The organism is Methylophilus sp. 'Pure River' (assembly GCF_046765995.1).
In the GTDB taxonomy this organism is placed as follows: Bacteria; Pseudomonadota; Gammaproteobacteria; order Burkholderiales; family Methylophilaceae; genus Methylophilus.
In genome coordinates, this window is the sequence record NZ_JBKOUE010000001.1 from 206981 (window position 1) to 222439 (window position 15459).

At 52.8% G+C, this 15459-nt stretch carries 18 protein-coding genes; 4 read left to right on the forward strand and 14 right to left on the reverse strand.

The genetic code is table 11. The annotated features are described in order from the left end of the window. Positions 1–22: 22 nt before the first annotated feature. The 4 genes from ACIDE9_RS01090 to ACIDE9_RS01105 all read right to left on the reverse strand — a co-directional run bounded on the left by ACIDE9_RS01090 (position 23) and on the right by ACIDE9_RS01105 (position 3067). Positions 23–253, reverse strand: a complete 231-nt coding sequence (locus tag ACIDE9_RS01090) for a VF530 family DNA-binding protein (protein ID WP_411992069.1) — start codon at positions 251–253, stop codon at positions 23–25. 88 nt (positions 254–341) lie between these two features. Continuing rightward, entirely contained in the window at positions 342–1079 is a 738-nt protein-coding gene (locus tag ACIDE9_RS01095) for a hypothetical protein (protein ID WP_411992071.1), read from the reverse strand. A gap of 165 nt (positions 1080–1244) precedes the next feature. Beyond that, on the reverse strand, positions 1245–2204 hold the full coding sequence (locus ACIDE9_RS01100) for a Nudix family hydrolase (RefSeq protein WP_411992073.1): 960 nt from the start codon (positions 2202–2204) through the stop codon (positions 1245–1247). A 5-nt stretch (positions 2205–2209) separates the two neighbouring features. Next, a complete protein-coding gene (locus ACIDE9_RS01105; protein ID WP_194753111.1) occupies positions 2210–3067 on the reverse strand; it encodes an ATP-binding protein in 858 nt (285 codons plus the stop codon). Positions 3068–3228: 161 nt separating this feature from the next. Here ACIDE9_RS01105 and ACIDE9_RS01110 point away from each other — a divergent pair, with 161 nt between their 5' ends. Together ACIDE9_RS01110 and rng are read left to right on the forward strand one after the other, a co-directional pair. Continuing rightward, a complete protein-coding gene (locus ACIDE9_RS01110; protein WP_411992076.1) occupies positions 3229–3795 on the forward strand; it encodes a Maf family protein in 567 nt (188 codons plus the stop codon). A gap of 46 nt (positions 3796–3841) precedes the next feature. Continuing rightward, the gene (rng, locus tag ACIDE9_RS01115) at positions 3842–5308 is read left to right on the forward strand and encodes a ribonuclease G (protein WP_411992388.1); all 1467 of its coding nucleotides are present in this window, start codon (positions 3842–3844) and stop codon (positions 5306–5308) included. Between the two features lie 44 nt (positions 5309–5352). Here the strand turns inward: rng and ACIDE9_RS01120 are convergent, their stop codons facing one another. Genes ACIDE9_RS01120 through ACIDE9_RS01130 form a run of 3 tightly spaced genes read right to left on the reverse strand, consistent with a single transcriptional unit; the run spans position 5353 to position 7456 of the window. Next, on the reverse strand, positions 5353–5901 hold the full coding sequence (locus ACIDE9_RS01120; RefSeq protein WP_411992390.1) for a YggT family protein: 549 nt from the start codon (positions 5899–5901) through the stop codon (positions 5353–5355). Beyond that, a complete protein-coding gene (gene proC, locus ACIDE9_RS01125; protein WP_411992078.1) occupies positions 5901–6734 on the reverse strand; it encodes a pyrroline-5-carboxylate reductase in 834 nt (277 codons plus the stop codon). Before proC ends, ACIDE9_RS01120 begins: the two co-directional genes overlap by 1 nt. A gap of 5 nt (positions 6735–6739) precedes the next feature. Further along, a complete protein-coding gene (locus tag ACIDE9_RS01130) occupies positions 6740–7456 on the reverse strand; it encodes a YggS family pyridoxal phosphate-dependent enzyme (protein WP_411992080.1) in 717 nt (238 codons plus the stop codon). A 76-nt stretch (positions 7457–7532) separates the two neighbouring features. On the opposite strand from ACIDE9_RS01130, the gene ACIDE9_RS01135 reads away from it, so the two are divergent. Both ACIDE9_RS01135 and ACIDE9_RS01140 read left to right on the forward strand, forming a co-directional pair. Beyond that, positions 7533–8576, forward strand: a complete 1044-nt coding sequence (locus ACIDE9_RS01135) for a type IV pilus twitching motility protein PilT (protein ID WP_194740782.1) — start codon at positions 7533–7535, stop codon at positions 8574–8576. Between the two features lie 4 nt (positions 8577–8580). After that, complete coding sequence (locus ACIDE9_RS01140; RefSeq protein ID WP_411992392.1) at positions 8581–9741, forward strand: PilT/PilU family type 4a pilus ATPase; 1161 nt, start codon at positions 8581–8583, stop codon at positions 9739–9741. A 72-nt stretch (positions 9742–9813) separates the two neighbouring features. On the opposite strand, the gene ACIDE9_RS01145 is transcribed toward ACIDE9_RS01140, so the two are convergent. Genes ACIDE9_RS01145 through ACIDE9_RS01175 form a run of 7 tightly spaced genes read right to left on the reverse strand, consistent with a single transcriptional unit; the run spans position 9814 to position 15411 of the window. After that, positions 9814–11109, reverse strand: a complete 1296-nt coding sequence (locus ACIDE9_RS01145; protein WP_194740783.1) for a dihydroorotase — start codon at positions 11107–11109, stop codon at positions 9814–9816. Continuing rightward, complete coding sequence (locus ACIDE9_RS01150) at positions 11106–12062, reverse strand: aspartate carbamoyltransferase catalytic subunit (protein WP_194740784.1); 957 nt, start codon at positions 12060–12062, stop codon at positions 11106–11108. Before ACIDE9_RS01150 ends, ACIDE9_RS01145 begins: the two co-directional genes overlap by 4 nt. Beyond that, positions 12055–12597 carry a bifunctional pyr operon transcriptional regulator/uracil phosphoribosyltransferase PyrR gene (gene pyrR, locus ACIDE9_RS01155; RefSeq protein ID WP_411992394.1) on the reverse strand — a complete coding sequence of 181 codons (543 nt, stop codon included), beginning with the start codon at positions 12595–12597 and terminating at the stop codon, positions 12055–12057. The genes ACIDE9_RS01150 and pyrR overlap by 8 nt, the downstream gene beginning before the upstream one ends. 13 nt (positions 12598–12610) lie before the next feature. Then, on the reverse strand, positions 12611–13114 hold the full coding sequence (ruvX, locus tag ACIDE9_RS01160) for a Holliday junction resolvase RuvX (RefSeq protein ID WP_411992083.1): 504 nt from the start codon (positions 13112–13114) through the stop codon (positions 12611–12613). Continuing rightward, positions 13107–13712 (reverse strand): YqgE/AlgH family protein, encoded by a 606-nt coding sequence (locus tag ACIDE9_RS01165; protein WP_194753124.1) that lies wholly within the window; start codon positions 13710–13712, stop codon positions 13107–13109. The genes ruvX and ACIDE9_RS01165 overlap by 8 nt, the downstream gene beginning before the upstream one ends. Further along, on the reverse strand, positions 13709–14818 hold the full coding sequence (ribBA, locus tag ACIDE9_RS01170; protein ID WP_411992085.1) for a bifunctional 3,4-dihydroxy-2-butanone-4-phosphate synthase/GTP cyclohydrolase II: 1110 nt from the start codon (positions 14816–14818) through the stop codon (positions 13709–13711). Before ribBA ends, ACIDE9_RS01165 begins: the two co-directional genes overlap by 4 nt. Beyond that, positions 14818–15411 (reverse strand): riboflavin synthase, encoded by a 594-nt coding sequence (locus ACIDE9_RS01175; RefSeq protein ID WP_411992087.1) that lies wholly within the window; start codon positions 15409–15411, stop codon positions 14818–14820. Before ACIDE9_RS01175 ends, ribBA begins: the two co-directional genes overlap by 1 nt. Between the last annotated feature and the right edge of the window lie 48 nt (positions 15412–15459).

A 15459-nucleotide genomic window follows, 5' to 3' on the forward strand; every position in this document is an offset into this window, starting at 1 on the left:
GGGGATAACTCCCCAATCAACATCAGCCGTGGCTTTTAGCAAAAGTTGCGAGATATAAACTTTCTACCTCAGTCCGCGCCCACGGCGTCCTCCGCAAAAACTTCAAGCTAGACTTCACAGAGGGATCACTCTTAAAGCAGTTGATATTTACTTTCTGTGCGAGTCTATCCCAGCCGTAATAATCAACCAATTGCGTCACGATATTTTCAAGCGTGATGCCATGCAAAGGGTTGTTTGTTTGTTGTGTGTTCATAGTAATTAGTGAGTAGAAATTCAGTCGACAATCAGTCCAGCTTATAACTAGCTATTTTTCTCTGAATCACAATTATTGGGCATCACTGCTACTTTTTTGCGCTAATTGGAGGAAATACAGGTTTGGTTTCCATAGATGCTGTGAATTCTGGAGTGGAATAGATATATCGAAACTCATCATCTTGTTTCTGGAACAGTAGTAAGGCTCCTTCTGCGCTTGCGATAATGTTAGCCTTTCCCGTGAACTCCTTTGTTACAACCATATGTGGCTCTTCATCTCTCAATAAATTTGCTCGCATACTACCCATGGAAAACGCCATAATAATAAGAGCCGCGGTCATTGTTGAAAATGCCGCAGATGCTGCACGCCCTGAGTGAGTAGGGCGTCTTTGAATTTTCTTGATGAAAATGGTTGGCTTTGGTTGAAGAAAAAATCCTGAGCGGACAAGCACCGACAGGATGACAAATATTATGGATAGCAAGAGTCCAAAGCTAGAACGCCAGGTCATTGTGAATTTAACGTATATTCCCAGCATTATTAAAAGAAATAAGGCCGCTTGAAGTGAAATCCAAATATATCCTTCCCATTTGATAATCTGGCTATGTGACCGAACGAAACGACGTTGACGCGACCAGCTCATTTTTCTGTGCAAGCCGCCTTCAACGCGATCCGTGGCAGCAAAAAAAGGAAGAGTAACCAGTTGCAGCATCGAAATGAGCACTCGCGCAAAAACTGCACAAAAGAATACATAAAAAAAGAATGTAGCGGTCACGCCTTTGGCGAGTGGTAGTCCAGCTACGGCAACAATCTGTAGCGGAGCCTTCATCAAAAAGCCTGCGTAGTGAGCTAGCGATAAAGATAAGATTGCTAGAGCCCCAGATAGCAGCGATGCTTTTCGCTGCCAAGCCTCATGGAGCCAGCCTTGTTGTAGTGATGATTTTAGCAGCAATTTAGATGAGACCTTTGAGATGTCAATATTCGAGCGCTCAACTTAAAGTGAACGCCAAAGCGCCCGTTGCATCGCGACACCACGCGCACCACAGGCTTGCGATTGTGAAAGATGCTCCAGGCGCATGCCTCCCAGGCCATATACCGGAATTTCCAGGCCATTCAAGATTTCACCAAACTTCTCCCAGCCTAATCCGGTGGCTTCCGGGTGACTTTTGGTCGGCAGCACGGGTGAGAGCAGGGCGAAGTCTAATTGCAGAGCTTGCGCTTGTTGCAATTGCTCTACATCGTGGCAAGAGGCGCCGACTAATAAATGATCCGGTTTTTTCGTGAGTGCAAGCAGGCGCTGGCTGTTTAAATGCACCCCCTGGTAGCCAAGTTGTTGGGCTTGTTCTGGGCTGCTATTCAGCAAGCATCGGCAATTGTAAGGGGCACACAGTGTCAGTACTTTTTCGCTTAGTTGAGCGAGGGCTTCGTTATCAAGTTGAGGTTCACGAATTTGCAGCAGTTGCAGGCCTTGGTCTAATTGTTGTTTTAGCGCTTGCAAGAAGGCGGGTTCGCCCATCTCTTGCACATTGCTGATGGCATAAACGTGCGGCAGGCTCAGAGCTTGCATAATTGGCGCATTGGCGGGTAGCACAGGGGTGACGTTGAGCTTTTGTGGATGTTGCCAGGCGAATTGCTGGCCTTCGCGTGCTTGTAACTCCCCTTGCCATGCATGCACGAAAAAGAAGTGCAGGAGTACAGTTTTGGCTTCAGCGTCATGGGTGGCCGGGTAGTCATAGCGGCGTTTGATCCACGGCTGTATTTGCGTGGGGGTAATGCCGAGTTCTTCCTGGGACTCACGGATCAATGCGTGTTCTGGCGTTTCGCCAGATTCAATCTTGCCGCCGGGAAACTCCCACCAGCCTGCCCAACCTTTGCCATTGGGGCGGCTGGCGAGCAGGTATTCACCATCGGGTTTTATCAGGATGGCAACGGCGACTTGTACGAGTTTGGTCATAGTAATCAGGATTTCAGTTGCAGCTTGCCTGCGTAATCTTTGGCAAACTGGTAGGCGACGCGGCCGCTACGGGCGCCTCGGGTGTGGTAAAACTGGAGAGCGGCGTGGCGCGCGGTGTCATCCATAATGATGCCAAACGTGTCCAGCCAGTGCTCGGCGATGCTCAGGTATTCGTCCTGGTCAAAGCTGTAGAACGAGAGCCACAGGCCAAAGCGCTCGGCCAGCGAGGTTTTTTCATCTATGGTGTCGTTCTGGCGGATTTCACCTTTGTCTACAATCGGCTGATTATCGGCCATATATTCCGGCATCAGGTTTTTGCGGTTAGAGGTGGCATACACCAGCAGGTTGGATGAAGCGTTCTCAATCGAACCATCGAGGATCACTTTGAGCGCTTTGTAGCCGGTGTCGTTGGCTTCAAAGGTGAGGTCATCACAGAAAATAATAAACTTTTCAGGCCGTGAGCGAATCAGCTGCGCAATTTGTGGCAGGTCGTTCAGGTCCTGTTTTTCTACTTCGATCAGGCGCAGGCCTTGGTCAGCATAAGCGTTTAGCAGCGCTTTGACCAGTGACGATTTGCCAGTGCCGCGTGCGCCTGTGAGCAGCACATGGTTGGCAGGTAGGCCTTGTAAAAATTGGCGGGTGTTACGCACGACTTCGGTTTTTTGCCGGTCAATAAATTGTATGTCTTGCAGCAATACCGCATGCGGGTGCTCCACGGCCTGTAGTTGGCCATGTGTGCCGTGTTTGACCCAGCGCCAGGCAATGGCTTGCCAGTTGATGTCGGCGGGCGGTGCAGGCAGCAGGGTTTCCAGGCGCGTGATCAGTTGTTCAGCGCGCTGCAACAGATGTTCTAGTGAGTTCATGCGAGTAGCTTGGTGAGAAAAGACAAACGAGCGGTTATTGTACACAATGCGGCAAGTGCCTGTTAGTGCAAGTTGGGTCGCAATTGGGACTGCCTTTAACGCAAAATCCCCTGTGTTTGTGTTACCTTGTGCGGCTTGTTTATTACGTTTGTGGAATTTCCATGTCTCAACAAAAGATCATTCTGGCGTCACGCAGTCCGCGTCGCGTAGAGTTACTGGCGCAGTTGGGTGTGCAATGCGAGATTTTGCCTGCAGACATTGATGAATCGAATTTGCCTGGCGAAGACCCTGCGTTGTATGTGCAGCGTTTAGCCAGCGCCAAGGCATTGGCCATCGCTGCCACGCATGGCGAACAGGGCTTGCCGATTTTGGCCGCGGATACGACCGTGGCGTTAGGGCTGGATATTTTAGGCAAACCTGCCGATGCCAGCGAGGCATTGGACATGTTATCGCGCCTGAGTGGTAGTGTGCATTTGGTGCATACGGCAGTAGCGGTGTATTGCGCAGGTGAGGTGCGCTGCCTGCTGAATACAACTGAGGTGGAGATGATGCAGGTGCCACAGGCCGTGTTGCAGGACTATATTGCCTCCGGAGAACCAATGGACAAGGCCGGTGCCTATGGCATACAGGGGCGCGCTGGTGCGTGGATTGTGCGCATTGCTGGCAGTTATAGCGGTGTGATGGGTTTGCCCTTGCATGAAACGGCGCAGTTGCTGCACGCATGGTAAACTTTGTATAAAAATAATGATCGGGATCGGGTAAAGCAAAATGTCATTGGCGCAGGAAGTATTGATTAACGTCACGCCGCAGGAGACGCGCGTGGCGATTCTGGAGCAGGGCATTGTCCAGGAGCTACACATAGAGCGGGCTTCGTCGCTGGGCATTGTCGGTAATATCTACCGCGGCACTGTGGTACGTGTGTTGCCTGGCATGCAGTCGGCCTTTGTCGAAATCGGCTTGCAGCGCGCAGCCTTTTTGCATGCGGCAGACATTATGGAGTGCCATGCCGAAGAGGGTGACATTAAAAAAGAGCGCCCGATTCAAGAAGTGTTGCACGAAGGGCAGTCGATCATCGTCCAGGTGATTAAAGAGGCGATTGGCACCAAAGGGGCGCGATTAACCACTGAAATCAGTATTGCCGGACGCTTTCTCGTTTATTTGCCATACCAGAAACACATTGGTGTTTCACAGCGCATAGATATCGAAGAAGAACGCGAGTTCTTGCGTAACCGCTTGCTGGGCTTGCTGCCCGAGGAGCGTGAAGGTGGCTACATTATTCGCACTATGTCTGAGAATGCGACCGATGAAGAGTTGCTGGCGGATATTGAGTACCTGCGCAAAGTCTGGCAAAAAATCCAGGTTGAAAGCAAAAAGGTCGGTGAGCGTTCGTTGATTTTTTATGACCTGAGTTTGCCGCGCCGCATTTTGCGCGACGTGGTGTGTACCGAAACGACCAGTATTCGTGTCGATTCGCGCGAGATGTTTGAACGCCTGAAAGAGTTTGCCGAGTTGTATGTCTCACACGCCGTCAAGCCACTCACACACTACAAGGGCGAGCGTTCGCTGTTTGAGTTTTATGACATTGAAAGCGAGATTGAAAAAGCCTTGTCGCGCAAGGTGGAACTAAAATCCGGCGGTTACCTGATTTTTGACCAGACGGAAGCGCTGACCACGGTAGACGTCAATACCGGCAGCTTTGTCAGCGGTAAGAACCTGTCTGATACCATTTTTAAAACCAATCTTGAAGCCGCGCAAACTATCGCGCGGCAATTGCGTTTGCGCAACCTGGGCGGCATTATCATTATCGACTTTATTGATATGGATGAAGACGCCCAGCGTGAAGCGGTGCTGGAGGAGTTGCGCAAAGCGGTGATGTTGGACAGGGCCCGCATCAATGTCAACGGCTTTTCTGCGCTGGGATTGGTTGAGCTGACACGCAAGCGCACGCGCGAAAGCCTGGCGCATTTGTTATGCGAGTCTTGCCAGGTGTGTCAGGGCCGTGGTGAGCTCAAAACTGCGCAAACCATTTGTTATGAAATCATGCGCGAAGTCTTGCGTGAGTCCAAGCAGTTTAAAAGCGCCAAAGAATTCAAGATTCTGGCATCCCCTGAAGTGATTAATATGCTGGGCGATGAAGAGTCGCAGAGCCTGGCCAGTTTGTCTGACTTTATTACAAAGCCGCTGTCACTGCATCCGGATACGCAGTACGGACGGGAAGAGTTTGATATTGTCTGGATATAAAAAAGGACGACAGATAGTCGTCCTTTTTTGTTACGTCCGGGTTCTTAAAGAATGCCCGTTGCCAGGCCTGGCAACACAATATGGCTGACCATTTGCAATAAGATCAGAGCGACCAGTGCAGAAAAATCAAAGCCCTGAATCGGTGGCAGCATGCGGCGTAATGGTTCCAGAATAGGCGCTGACAGTTGGTTCAAGACACCGTAAATCGGGCTGTAAGGGTTGACCCAGCTTAAAATCGCCATCAGCAGAATGGCATAGAAAAACACATCGACCATTTGCGCCAGCACCCCAAACACGGCTTGCCATACCCAGAAAAATGGTGAGGCAGGCGCACCAGCCAGCAACGCCAGCAGGGCAAACAAAATAATCTGCATCAACAAGGCCAGCAGTAATGTAGACAAGTCCCACTGCTTGATCGGGCGAATCAATTTACGTGCGGGTTTGACCATAAAGTCGGTCAGTGCCATGGTCATTTGACCCAAAGGATTCTGGAACGACGTACGTGTCCATTGCATTAAAAAACGCAGTACCAGTAAAAACGTCAGAATACCGAAGGCGGCATTGAGTAAAAAAGTCGTCATGTTTTGCAACATCATGCTTGTGCTCCCAGTTGATCACCCAGTTCTTTGGCGCGGCGTGCGGCTTGCGCAGCGGCATCTTGCATCATGCCATGAATATCATGCTGGCGCATGCTGAGCAGCCCTTGCTCGGTCGTGCCGCCCTTGGAGGTGACTTGTTCACGCAAGGTGGAGATCGGCGTGCTGCTGCCCGCCGCCAGCAGGCTGGCACCTTTAAACGTCGCCAGGCTCAGTTTGAGCGATTGTGCTTCGCTGAGGCCTAATGCAACGCCTGCTGCCGTCAAGGCTTCTATCATCAGGAACACATAGGCCGGGCCGCTGCCAGAAATGGCGGTGACGGCATCCAGTTGTACTTCATCGTCTAGCCAAACCACTTCGCCTGCGGCTTGCAGCACTGCATCAGCCAATTCACGCTGTGTGGCTGAGACCGCAGGCAAAGCGTAAGCGCCGGTAATACCGGCCTGAATTTGCGCCGGAGTGTTGGGCATGGTGCGTACCATGGTTTGATAGCCATTTAACCAGCGGCTGAGGTCTGCCGTGCGTATGCCCGCGGCGACCGATACCACCAGTTGCGATTGCAACAACGGAGCCAGTGCCTGTGCCACACTTTGCAATTGTTGTGGCTTGACGGCCAGCACAATGATGTCGGCCGCCAGTGACTCTGCCGTCAGGCTGGCGCTGGTGTGGATGCCCAGGCTGGTTTGCAAGTGTGGATGTTTGGCCGTGTCCGGGTCAATCACGGTGATGTTCTGCATATTAAATGCACGTTGTTGCAGGCCTATCATCAAGGCTTGTGCCATATTGCCGCCGCCAATAAAGGCAATGCGTGTGGCTGAAAGTGATTGCATGGTGATCAGGTTCCTTGTTTCACTGAATCTGTGGGTAAAGAAGGGGTGCGCGCACCAAAAATGGCCGTGCCTATACGTACCAGTGTGGCGCCTTCGGCAATGGCAGCCGCAAAATCGCCGCTCATGCCTATGGATAATGTGTCCAGTTGCAGGCCGTGGCTGTTCAATTGTTCAAACAGGGCGCGCACCTGCCGAAATTGGTCACGCTGCTGCTCAAAGTCACTGCAAGGTGCCGGAATCGCCATCAAGCCGCGTAGCTGCAAGTGCGGCAACTGTTTGATATTTAAGGCGAGTTCCAATAGCTCCTGGCCACTGGCACCACTTTTGCTTGCCTCTTCGCTGATGTTCACTTGTAGACAAATGTTTAATGGCGGCAGGTCAGATGGACGCGCATCTGACAGGCGTTGAGCAATTTTCAGGCGATCAACCGAGTGCACCCAGTCAAAATGACGGGCAATTGGCTGTGTTTTATTGCTTTGAATTGGCCCGATAAAGTGCCATGCTATAGCACAGTCATCTAGTTCTGCCTGTTTTTGCAGGGCTTCCTGCAGATAATTCTCGCCAAACACGGTTTGGCCAGCGTCATAGGCGGCACGGATCGCCGTAGCAGGTTGTGCTTTGCTGACTGCGCATAGCGTGACAGGTTGCATCGCCTGAAAGCGTGCCTGTGCATCTGTGATCTGTTGGCGGATACAGGCAAGATTGTCAGAGAGGGCAGTCATGGCAGCTAAACAAGTGTTGAAGAACTAAGAATACAAAACCAAAGCAACATTATATAAATAATCACCGGAGTCGATTGTGGATATTTCAGATTTATTGGCATTTTCAGTTAAAAATAAAGCCTCGGACTTGCATTTGTCCTCCGGCCTGCCACCGATGATTCGTGTGCATGGTGATGTGCGCAAAATTAATTTACCCGCCATGGAGCAGGCTGAAGTTCGCAGCATGCTGTATGACATCATGAATGACAACCAGCGCAAAGTGTATGAAGAAACGCTGGAGTGTGACTTCTCGTTTGAGATTCCAGACCTGGCACGTTTCCGGGTCAACGCGTTTAACCAGCAACGCGGTGCAGGTGCGGTGTTCCGTACCATTCCGAGCAAGGTGCTGACGCTGGATGAGCTGAATGCACCCAAAGTGTTCAAGGATATTGCAGACACGCCACGCGGCATTGTGCTGGTGACCGGCCCAACTGGCTCTGGTAAGTCCACCACACTGGCAGCGATGATTGATTACATTAATGAATCGCAGATGTCGCACGTGTTGACCGTGGAAGACCCGATCGAATTTGTGCACACTTCCAAAAAGTCGCTGATCAACCAGCGTGAGGTCGGCCCGCATACGCAATCCTTTGAGAACGCGTTGCGCTCAGCCTTGCGTGAAGACCCGGATGTGATCCTGGTGGGCGAGATGCGTGACCTGGAAACCATCCGACTGGCGCTGACAGCCGCCGAGACCGGCCACCTGGTGTTCGGCACCTTGCATACCAGCTCTGCCGCAAAAACCATCGACCGGGTAGTCGACGTGTTCCCGGCGGCCGAGAAAGAAATGGTACGTTCCATGCTGTCTGAGTCTCTGCGCGCCGTGATTTCACAAACCCTGTGTAAAACCAAGGATGAGCAAGGCCGCGTGGCTGCGCATGAAATCATGATGGGCACGCCAGCCATTCGTAACCTGATTCGTGAAAACAAGATTGCCCAGATGTATTCTGCCATCCAGACCGGCCAGAGCATGGGCATGCAAACCCTGGACCAGAATCTGCAAGACCTGGTCAAACGTAATGTCATCAGTGCCGCTGAGGCGCGCACCAAGGCAGCAAACCGTGACGCTATCATCGGCTAACAATATGGATAGTACGCAAACGGTGGGCGATCACGCCCAGACGGAAAAATTCGTCAATGACTTGCTGAAGCTCATGATTACGCGTAAAGCGTCTGACTTGTTTATCACGGCGGGCTTTCCGCCGGCGATGAAGATAGACGGCAAGCTGACGCCGGTCTCCTCACAAACACTGAATACCCAGCAAACGGCAGAAATTGCGCGTACCGTCATGAACGACAAGCAGGCGCAAGAGTTCCAGGAGACGCTGGAATGTAATTTTGCCATCAGCATGTCGTCCGTTGGCCGTTTCCGCGTCAACGCCTTTATCCAGCGCAGTGCTGTGGGGCTGGTGTTCCGCGTCATTAATACTAATATTCCCAAGTTTGATGACCTCAAGCTACCACCCATCCTCAAAGACGTGGTGATGGCCAAGCGCGGCCTGATCATTTTTGTCGGCGGCACCGGTTCCGGTAAGTCCACCTCGATGGCCGCCATGCTGGGGCACCGCAACGAAAGCAGTTACGGCCACATTATTACGATTGAAGACCCGGTGGAGTTTGTGCATAGCCATCGCAACTGTATCGTCACGCAGCGTGAAGTGGGCGTGGATACCGAAAATTGGCATGCGGCACTCAAAAACACCTTGCGACAGGCACCAGACGTCATCATGATTGGTGAGATCCGTGACCGCGAAACCATGGATTACGCCATTGCCTTCTCGGAGACCGGCCACTTGTGTCTGGCCACCCTGCACGCCAACAGCACCAACCAAGCGCTGGACCGGATTATTAACTTTTTCCCCGAAGAGCGCCGTCAGCAGCTATTGATGGACTTGTCGCTAAACTTGCGTTGTGTGGCTTCGCAGCGGTTGATACCCAAACTCGATAGTAGTGGCCGTGTCGCCGCCGTGGAGGTATTGCTGCATTCGCCGCTGATTTCTGACCTGATTTATAAAGGTGATGTGCACGCCATTAAAGAGATCATGGCCAAATCCCGTGAATTAGGCATGCAAACGTTTGACCAGGCATTATTTGACTTGTTTGAGTCTGGCCAGATTAGTTATGACGACGCCTTGCGCAATGCCGACTCGGTCAATGACTTGCGGCTCAAGTTTAAATTGAATAGTAAAGTCATGAATCCTGAGAACCAGGAACGTAGCAACATCTCTGATCTGGATATTTTGTAAACCAGCCAACGCATGAAAAACGCCTGCGATGTTGCAAACATCGCAGGCGTTTTGGTTTCTAGCGGGTGCGGATTAACTTGCCACTAACAATGTTTCCTGCTGGAACACCAATCGGCCCTGGGTGAGCGTGGTGGTGACCTTGCCTGTGACTGCGTGATTCACAAAAGGCGTATTCTTGCCCTGGCTCATCAGTGCACGACCATCCACACGCCATTCCATTTCCGGGTCATAAATCACCACATCAGCCGTTGCCCCTACTTGCAAATTGCCTGCATGGACACCGAGGATATTGGCCGGTGCTTGTGTGATTTTGGCCAATGCTTGCGCAGGCGAGAGCTTGGCTTGGGCGGCCCATTTTAAAGTCAATGGCAGCAACAATTCCAATGCAGAAGCACCCGGGTGCGATTCTGCAAAAGGCAAGGCCTTGGCATCGTCATCCACTGGTGTGTGGTCGGAGCAGATGGCATCCAGCGTGCCGTCCAGCAAGCCTGCGCGCAAGGCATCGCGGTCGCGCTGGGTACGCACCGGCGGTGTCAGGTGCACCATACTGTCAAAAAAGCCAATGTCCATATCGGTCAGGTGCAGATGCTGAATGCTCACATCTGCGGTCACCTGCATGCCAGACTGTTTGGCCTGGCGAATCAGTTCTACAGACTCTGCGGTAGAGACACGGGCGATATGCAAGTTGACGCCGGTGGCTTGCGCAATACGCAGCATGGTTTGCAAGGCGATGCTTTCTGCCGCAGAAGGAATGCCTTTCAGGCCTAATCTCGAAGCGACTTCACCATCATGCGCCACACCGTTTTTGGCCAGGTAAGGATCTTCGGCACGCATAAACAGGGTGTAACCAAACGAGGCGGCATACTCAAAGGCGCGCCATAGTACCTGGGTATCGACAATGGCGGTATCGGCCTGTGAAAAGCCGACACATCCGGCCGCGGTCAGTGCATACATTTCTGTGAGTAACTGGCCCTGTAACTGGCGTGTCACCGCGCCCAGCGGATAGACATGCGCCAGCGCCTGTGATTTGGCCCTGTGCTTGAGCATTTCAACCAGGCCAGGTTCATCCAGCACCGGGTCGGTGTCTGGTGGGCAGGCCAGGCTGGTGACGCCACCGGCCATGGCCGCGCGTAACTCACTCAGTAGCGTTGCTTTGTATTCACTGCCAGGTTCGCGCAAACGGGCGCACAAGTCGACCAGGCCTGGTAATACCCATTTTCCGCTGGCATCCAGCGTTTGCTCAGCCTTGAAGTCTGCGGGCGCCTCACCGATGGCGATAATCTTGCCAGCGCTGATATACAGGTCTTTAACCTGGTCCAGTTGCTGGCTGGCATCCATCAGGCGGCCTTGTTTAATTACGATATTCATGCGGCGTTGCCCCCTCCCAGAATTGCCATCACCGCCATGCGGACTGCGATACCATATGTCACTTGCGGCAGGATCACCGACTGTTTGCCGTCTGCGACGGCTGAATCAATTTCAACGCCACGGTTCATCGGACCTGGATGCATCACAATCGCATCCGGTCGGGCCAACGCCAGCCGCTCTGGCGTCAGGCCAAAGGTCTGGAAAAACTCTTGCGAACTGGGTAACAGGGCACCTGACATGCGCTCGTTTTGCAGGCGCAACATCATCACTACATCAACATCTTTCAGGCCTTCTTCCATATTGTGGAACACCTGTACACCGAGTTTTTCCACATCAGTAGGCAGCAGGGTGCGTGGCGCGATGACGCGTATCTCAGGCACGCCCAGGGTGGTCAAGGCGTGAATCTCGCTGCGGGCGACGCGTGAATGCAGCACATCGCCAACAATGGCGACGCGTAAATTGTGCATTTCCGGTTTGTATTTGCGAATGGTAAAGACATCCAGCAAGCCTTGTGTCGGGTGCGCATGACGGCCATCGCCCGCATTAATGACGCTGATATGCGGTGGCACATGTTGGGCAATAAAGTGCGCGGCGCCGCTTTGCTGGTGACGCACGACAAACATATCGGCGTGCATGGCAATCAGGTTGTTCACCGTGTCCAAAATCGTTTCGCCTTTGGACTGCGACGAGGTGCTGACATTCAGGTTGAGCACATCGGCCGACAGGCGCTTGGCCGCAATTTCAAACGTGGTGCGTGTGCGCGTACTGTTCTCAAAGAAAATATTGCAAACGGTTTTGCCACGCAACAGCGGTACTTTCTTGACTTCACGTTCAGCCACGCCGACAAAGTTTTCGGCCGTATCCAGGATGTCGGTCAGGATACGCTTGGGTAATCCTTCGATACTCAGCAGGTGCTGTAATTGTCCTTGCGCGTTGAGTTGCGGGTTATGCATGGTCATCAGCTCCAGGCTTGGCAGGTGAGGCCGATTCAGAAATACTGAGACTCAGGCGCCCCAGTGTGTTCATGGCCAGGTCAAACGATTGATGTGCCTGTAAAGGCAGGTCGGCACCGACCATGTCGGGCCGGATCGGTAATTGTGCGCCGCCACGGTTAATGAGGGCAGCCAGTTGTACCGAAGCCGGGCGGCCATAGTCAAACAGTTCATTCATGACCGCGCGCGTGGTGCGGCCTGTATAGAAAATATCGTCGATCAAGATAATGTGCTTGCCGTTGACATCGAACGGGATATAAGCGGGATGGGCTGAGGTTTTCAAGCCACGTTGCGCATAATCGTCCCGGTACATGGCCGCATCCAGCTTGCCGAACAGGATGTCATGTCCTAGCTCGGTTTGCAGGCGTTTGAGCAGCCGCTCCATGAGCCAGACACCGCCGGTATAAATACCGACCAGCGCAGTCTCGGCCTGTATGCGTGGTTTGATTTGAGCGTATAAATGCTCCAGTAATTGTTCGGGGTCTGGTAGTGTCATGAGGGGCGGTGTGCTATGCACGTCCATGATAAGCATCAAAATAGGATTGTAATATAGTTTGTGCGGCAACCTGGTCCAGCATGGGTTTTTGTGCACGGCCTTTTATGCCCGCCTCACGCAAGGACTGCGTCGCTTCGGCTGAAGACAGTCGCTCATCCACCATCACCACCGGCAGGTTAAAGCGGCCTTCGAGGCGCTGGGCAAATTTTTGTGCCAGCGCGGTCATGGCATGGGCTTCGCCTTCAAGTGACATGGGCAAGCCGACAACCAGCAGTGCTGGTTTCCATTCTTGCAACAACTGGTCAATGTGCGCAAATTTGGCGGCATTTTCCTCTGCTTCTATGGTGAGCAGCGGGTGCGCCAGTTTGAGCAAGGTGTCACCAATGGCTACGCCTATGCGCTTTTCGCCGAAATCAAAAGCCAGCACAGAGCCGCTGACATCCGGATAACGGCGTTGGGTAATCGGTAAATGGCTTTGGTTGAGGGGCTGTTTGCCGTGCTTGACCGCATCAGGCATGACCAGCAACCTCAGACAGGGTGGCAAAGTCTACGCCCAGTTGTTGCATGGCCCAGGCCAGTTTGTCATCGTTGGGCAATTTGAAAATCAGTTTGTGTAGCTGCTGGTTGTCCTCAAGCGGCAAGGTCAGCCAGGCATTGGCCTGAATTTCTTCTTCCAGTTGGCCCGCAGACCAGCCGGTATAGCCGAGTGCGATAAACATGTCTTGCGGGGCTTCATCGCGCGCAGCCGCTTCCAAGATATCTTTGGATGACGTCATGGCCAAGCCTTCAGACAACTCCATGGTGGTGTTGAATTCTGTGGCTGGCGTATGCAGCACAAAGCCACGCTCCACTTGTACCGGGCCGCCAAAATGTACCTGCCGTTCCTGCTGGTAGTTGGCATGGCATTCCATATCCAGTTGCTCAAACAGGTCGCCTACATTCAGCTGCAAAGGGTGGTTGAGTATCATGCCCATGGCACCGTCGTGATCGTGGTTACACACCAGGATCACGCTTTTGCTGAAATAGGGGTCTTCCATGGCCGGCATGGCAATCAGAATCTGGCCAGTCAGGTTCAGGCGCATGTCATTACTATCTAAGGATAACTGTTCACTCATACTGGCGTGGTTTCTTCTGCGCTCAAATAACCAGTAATTTCCAGGCCAAAGCCATCCATGCTTGGCATTTTGCGTGGGGCGGCCATCAGGCGCATTTTCTTCACGCCAAGGTCGAGCAGGATTTGTGAACCCGTGCCGTAATTGCGTAACTCCTGGTTCAACACCAGTTTCTGGTCGGCGCGCAAAATACGGTCTGTCAGTCCCAGCCCGTCTTCATCGTGGTTGATCAGCACAATCACGCCACATGGCGCAGTACTGATAATGCGCATGGCGTGCAGTAAATTCCAGCTATGTGCCTGGTGGCTGCTATCCAGCAGGTCTATCATGGATAAGGGTTCGTGCACGCGTACCAGTGTTTCTTCGCTAGTGTGCGGATCCCCTTTGACCAGGGCTAAATGTGTTTCTTGCGCAATATTGTCGCGGTAGGCGATCAGGCGCATAGCGCCAAACACGGTTTCGATCGTGCGCTCGGCGCTGCGTTCAATCAGGGTTTCGTGTGAGGCACGGTAATGAATGAGGTCAGCAATGGTGCCGATTTTAATATCATGCTCAGCCGCGACCTGCATCAGGTCAGGCAAGCGTGCCATTTCGCCGTCATCTTTGAGGATTTCGCAAATGACGCTGGCAGGCTCGCAGCCGGCCAGTTGCGCCAGGTCGCAGCCCGCTTCTGTGTGGCCGGCACGCACCAGCACGCCACCATTCATGGCTGAGAGCGGGAAAATATGGCCAGGGCTGACCAGGCTGCTGGCATTGGCCTGTTTGGCAATCGCCGCGCGTATTGTCGTAGCACGATCGGCTGCGGAAATGCCGGTGGTCACACCTTCAGCCGCTTCAATGGATACCGTGAAATTAGTGCCGAGGCGGGTGCCGTTTTTTTGCACCATAGGCGGCAAGTCCAACTGGCGGCAGCGTTGCTCGGTCAGGGTCAGGCAGATCAGGCCACGGCCAAACTTGGCCATGAAGTTGATATGCTCGGCGGTGACAAACTCAGCGGCAATGACAAAGTCACCTTCGTTTTCACGGTGTTCATCATCCACCAGGATGACCATTTTTCCGGCACGGATATCGGCAATAATGGCTTCAATAGGGCTAATCTGCGCCGACATTATTCTTGCTCCCAGGCTTGCATGCGCTCGACATAGCGTGCAATTAAATCAATTTCAAGGTTGACCGGGTCTCCGGCCTTGGCGTATTGCATCATGGTGTGCTGCATCGTGTGCGGAATCAGGTTAATACTGACTTCGTCCTGGCTGATCTCATTCACAGTCAAGCTGATGCCGTTCACACACAAGGAGCCTTTTTTAGCGATGTATTTGCTGATGGCGTGGGGCGCGCGGATCTTGAGTAGCCAGCATTCACCCACCTCTTGCAGTGTGGTGATGGTGCCTATGCCATCCACATGGCCGGTGACCAAGTGGCCGCCCAGGCGGTCAGCCAGGCGCAAGGCTTTTTCCAGGTTGACCGGGCCCGGTTGGCCCAGCCCGGTCGTCACGTCCAGCGTGACTTTTGACACCATGACTTGGAAAGTGCGTGCATCGAATTCAGTGACGGTAAGGCACACACCATTGACGGCGATGCTATCTCCCAGTTGCACATCTTGCATTCCCAGTTCCGCGGCTTCAATGCGGAGTGCGCAATCTTCACCATGCGGAACCACTTCGGCAATCCGGCCGACGGTTTGAATAATCCCAGTAAACATGGTGTGATTTTATCAGTGCTGCATGCTAAAGTAATCACATTCCATCAA

Excerpts from the sequence above, each read along its gene's own strand:
- ACIDE9_RS01175 (WP_411992087.1), bottom strand. The coding sequence starts at position 15,411 with ATGTTTACTGGGATTATTCAAACCGTCGGCCGGATTGCCGAAGTGGTT.
- ACIDE9_RS01090 (WP_411992069.1), bottom strand. The coding sequence starts at position 253 with ATGAACACACAACAAACAAACAACCCTTTGCATGGCATCACGCTTGAA.
- pyrR (WP_411992394.1), bottom strand. The coding sequence starts at position 12,597 with ATGACACTACCAGACCCCGAACAATTACTGGAGCATTTATACGCTCAA.
- ACIDE9_RS01110 (WP_411992076.1), top strand. The coding sequence starts at position 3,229 with ATGTCTCAACAAAAGATCATTCTGGCGTCACGCAGTCCGCGTCGCGTA.
- ACIDE9_RS01140 (WP_411992392.1), top strand. The coding sequence starts at position 8,581 with ATGGATAGTACGCAAACGGTGGGCGATCACGCCCAGACGGAAAAATTC.
- proC (WP_411992078.1), bottom strand. The coding sequence starts at position 6,734 with ATGCAATCACTTTCAGCCACACGCATTGCCTTTATTGGCGGCGGCAAT.
- ACIDE9_RS01120 (WP_411992390.1), bottom strand. The coding sequence starts at position 5,901 with ATGTTGCAAAACATGACGACTTTTTTACTCAATGCCGCCTTCGGTATT.
- ACIDE9_RS01150 (WP_194740784.1), bottom strand. The coding sequence starts at position 12,062 with ATGCATAACCCGCAACTCAACGCGCAAGGACAATTACAGCACCTGCTG.
- ACIDE9_RS01130 (WP_411992080.1), bottom strand. The coding sequence starts at position 7,456 with ATGACTGCCCTCTCTGACAATCTTGCCTGTATCCGCCAACAGATCACA.
- ACIDE9_RS01095 (WP_411992071.1), bottom strand. The coding sequence starts at position 1,079 with ATGAAGGCTCCGCTACAGATTGTTGCCGTAGCTGGACTACCACTCGCC.
- ribBA (WP_411992085.1), bottom strand. The coding sequence starts at position 14,818 with ATGTCGGCGCAGATTAGCCCTATTGAAGCCATTATTGCCGATATCCGT.
- ACIDE9_RS01145 (WP_194740783.1), bottom strand. The coding sequence starts at position 11,109 with ATGAATATCGTAATTAAACAAGGCCGCCTGATGGATGCCAGCCAGCAA.
- ACIDE9_RS01100 (WP_411992073.1), bottom strand. The coding sequence starts at position 2,204 with ATGACCAAACTCGTACAAGTCGCCGTTGCCATCCTGATAAAACCCGAT.
- ACIDE9_RS01165 (WP_194753124.1), bottom strand. The coding sequence starts at position 13,712 with ATGAGTGAACAGTTATCCTTAGATAGTAATGACATGCGCCTGAACCTG.
- ruvX (WP_411992083.1), bottom strand. The coding sequence starts at position 13,114 with ATGCCTGATGCGGTCAAGCACGGCAAACAGCCCCTCAACCAAAGCCAT.
- ACIDE9_RS01105 (WP_194753111.1), bottom strand. The coding sequence starts at position 3,067 with ATGAACTCACTAGAACATCTGTTGCAGCGCGCTGAACAACTGATCACG.